The organism is Pseudomonas sp. 24 E 13 (assembly GCF_900004715.1).
Classification (GTDB): Bacteria; Pseudomonadota; Gammaproteobacteria; order Pseudomonadales; family Pseudomonadaceae; genus Aquipseudomonas; species Aquipseudomonas orientalis_A.
The window spans coordinates 17,401-20,630 of sequence record NZ_CVTO01000103.1; the positions used below are offsets into that span (position 1 = coordinate 17,401).

Below are 3,230 nucleotides of genomic sequence, written 5' to 3' on the forward strand. Positions count from 1 at the left end.
TCAAATTGCTTGGGTGTTATATGGTCAAGCCTCACGGGCAATTAGTATTGGTTAGCTCAACGCCTCACAGCGCTTACACACCCAACCTATCAACGTCGTAGTCTTCGACGGCCCTTCAGGGAACTCAAGGTTCCAGTGAGATCTCATCTTGAGGCTAGTTTCCCGCTTAGATGCTTTCAGCGGTTATCTATTCCGAACATAGCTACCCGGCAATGCCACTGGCGTGACAACCGGAACACCAGAGGTTCGTCCACTCCGGTCCTCTCGTACTAGGAGCAGCCCCTCTCAAATCTCAAACGTCCACGGCAGATAGGGACCGAACTGTCTCACGACGTTCTAAACCCAGCTCGCGTACCACTTTAAATGGCGAACAGCCATACCCTTGGGACCGGCTTCAGCCCCAGGATGTGATGAGCCGACATCGAGGTGCCAAACACCGCCGTCGATATGAACTCTTGGGCGGTATCAGCCTGTTATCCCCGGAGTACCTTTTATCCGTTGAGCGATGGCCCTTCCATACAGAACCACCGGATCACTAAGACCTACTTTCGTACCTGCTCGACGTGTCTGTCTCGCAGTCAAGCGCGCTTTTGCCTTTATACTCTACGACCGATTTCCGACCGGTCTGAGCGCACCTTCGTACTCCTCCGTTACTCTTTAGGAGGAGACCGCCCCAGTCAAACTACCCACCATACACTGTCCTCGATCCGGATAACGGACCTGAGTTAGAACCTCAAAGTTGCCAGGGTGGTATTTCAAGGTTGGCTCCACGCAGACTGGCGTCCACGCTTCAAAGCCTCCCACCTATCCTACACAAGCAAATTCAAAGTCCAGTGCAAAGCTATAGTAAAGGTTCACGGGGTCTTTCCGTCTAGCCGCGGATACACTGCATCTTCACAGCGATTTCAATTTCACTGAGTCTCGGGTGGAGACAGCGCCGCCATCGTTACGCCATTCGTGCAGGTCGGAACTTACCCGACAAGGAATTTCGCTACCTTAGGACCGTTATAGTTACGGCCGCCGTTTACCGGGGCTTCGATCAAGAGCTTCGCGTTAGCTAACCCCATCAATTAACCTTCCGGCACCGGGCAGGCGTCACACCCTATACGTCCACTTTCGTGTTTGCAGAGTGCTGTGTTTTTAATAAACAGTCGCAGCGGCCTGGTATCTTCGACCGGCATGAGCTTACGGAGCAAGTCCTTCACCCTCACCGGCGCACCTTCTCCCGAAGTTACGGTGCCATTTTGCCTAGTTCCTTCACCCGAGTTCTCTCAAGCGCCTTGGTATTCTCTACCCAACCACCTGTGTCGGTTTGGGGTACGGTTCCTGGTTACCTGAAGCTTAGAAGCTTTTCTTGGAAGCATGGCATCAACCACTTCGTCGTCTAAAAGACGACTCGTCATCAGCTCTCGGCCTTAGAATCCCGGATTTACCTAAGATTCCAGCCTACCACCTTAAACTTGGACAACCAACGCCAAGCTGGCCTAGCCTTCTCCGTCCCTCCATCGCAATAACCAGAAGTACAGGAATATTAACCTGTTTTCCATCGACTACGCTTTTCAGCCTCGCCTTAGGGACCGACTAACCCTGCGTCGATTAACGTTGCGCAGGAAACCTTGGTCTTTCGGCGTGGGTGTTTTTCACACCCATTGTCGTTACTCATGTCAGCATTCGCACTTCTGATACCTCCAGCAAGCTTCTCAACTCACCTTCACAGGCTTACAGAACGCTCCTCTACCGCATCACTTACGTGATACCCGTAGCTTCGGTGTATGGTTTGAGCCCCGTTACATCTTCCGCGCAGGCCGACTCGACTAGTGAGCTATTACGCTTTCTTTAAAGGGTGGCTGCTTCTAAGCCAACCTCCTAGCTGTCTAAGCCTTCCCACATCGTTTCCCACTTAACCATAACTTTGGGACCTTAGCTGACGGTCTGGGTTGTTTCCCTTTTCACGACGGACGTTAGCACCCGCCGTGTGTCTCCCATGCTCGGCACTTGTAGGTATTCGGAGTTTGCATCGGTTTGGTAAGTCGGGATGACCCCCTAGCCGAAACAGTGCTCTACCCCCTACAGTGATACATGAGGCGCTACCTAAATAGCTTTCGAGGAGAACCAGCTATCTCCGAGCTTGATTAGCCTTTCACTCCGATCCACAGGTCATCCGCTAACTTTTCAACGGTAGTCGGTTCGGTCCTCCAGTTAGTGTTACCCAACCTTCAACCTGCCCATGGATAGATCGCCCGGTTTCGGGTCTATTCCCAGCGACTAGACGCCCTATTAAGACTCGCTTTCGCTACGCCTCCCCTATTCGGTTAAGCTCGCCACTGAAAATAAGTCGCTGACCCATTATACAAAAGGTACGCAGTCACCCAACAAAGTGGGCTCCCACTGCTTGTACGCATACGGTTTCAGGATCTATTTCACTCCCCTCTCCGGGGTTCTTTTCGCCTTTCCCTCACGGTACTAGTTCACTATCGGTCAGTCAGTAGTATTTAGCCTTGGAGGATGGTCCCCCCATATTCAGACAAAGTTTCTCGTGCTCCGTCCTACTCGATTTCATGACTAAGAGATTTTCGCGTACAGGGCTATCACCCACTATGGCCGCACTTTCCAGAGCGTTCCGCTAATCTCAAAGCCACTTAAGGGCTAGTCCCCGTTCGCTCGCCACTACTAAGGGAATCTCGGTTGATTTCTTTTCCTCAGGGTACTTAGATGTTTCAGTTCCCCTGGTTCGCCTCTTACGCCTATGTATTCAGCGTAAGATAACCATCTTATGATGGCTGGGTTCCCCCATTCAGACATCTCCGGATCAAAGTCTGTTTGCCGACTCCCCGAAGCTTTTCGCAGGCTACCACGTCTTTCATCGCCTCTGACTGCCAAGGCATCCACCGTATGCGCTTCTTCACTTGACCATATAACCCCAAGCAATCTGGTTATACTGTGAAGACAACATTCGCCGAAAATTCGAATTTCTCNATTTAAGAGAACTCACAAATTTTACCTTAGCCTGATCCGTTACCAGTGAAAGTAACGTTCAGTCTATCTTTCTATCACATACCCAAATTTTTAAAGAACGAACTAGTCAAAGACTAGAAATCAACATTCACCATCATGACAATGGAATGCTCATTTCTAAGCTTTATACAAACAGAAGCAGTAGTGGTGGAGCCAAACGGGATCGAACCGTTGACCTCCTGCGTGCAAGGCAGGCGCTCTCCCAGCTGAGCTAT

At 50.9% G+C, this 3,230-nt stretch carries 1 rRNA gene; it reads right to left on the reverse strand.

Features of this window, described 5'->3' with window-relative positions:
• Positions 1–20 precede the first annotated feature (20 nt).
• Positions 21–2,912 (reverse strand): 23S ribosomal RNA (locus tag BFP90_RS09700).
• Positions 2,913–3,230: the final 318 nt, after the last annotated feature.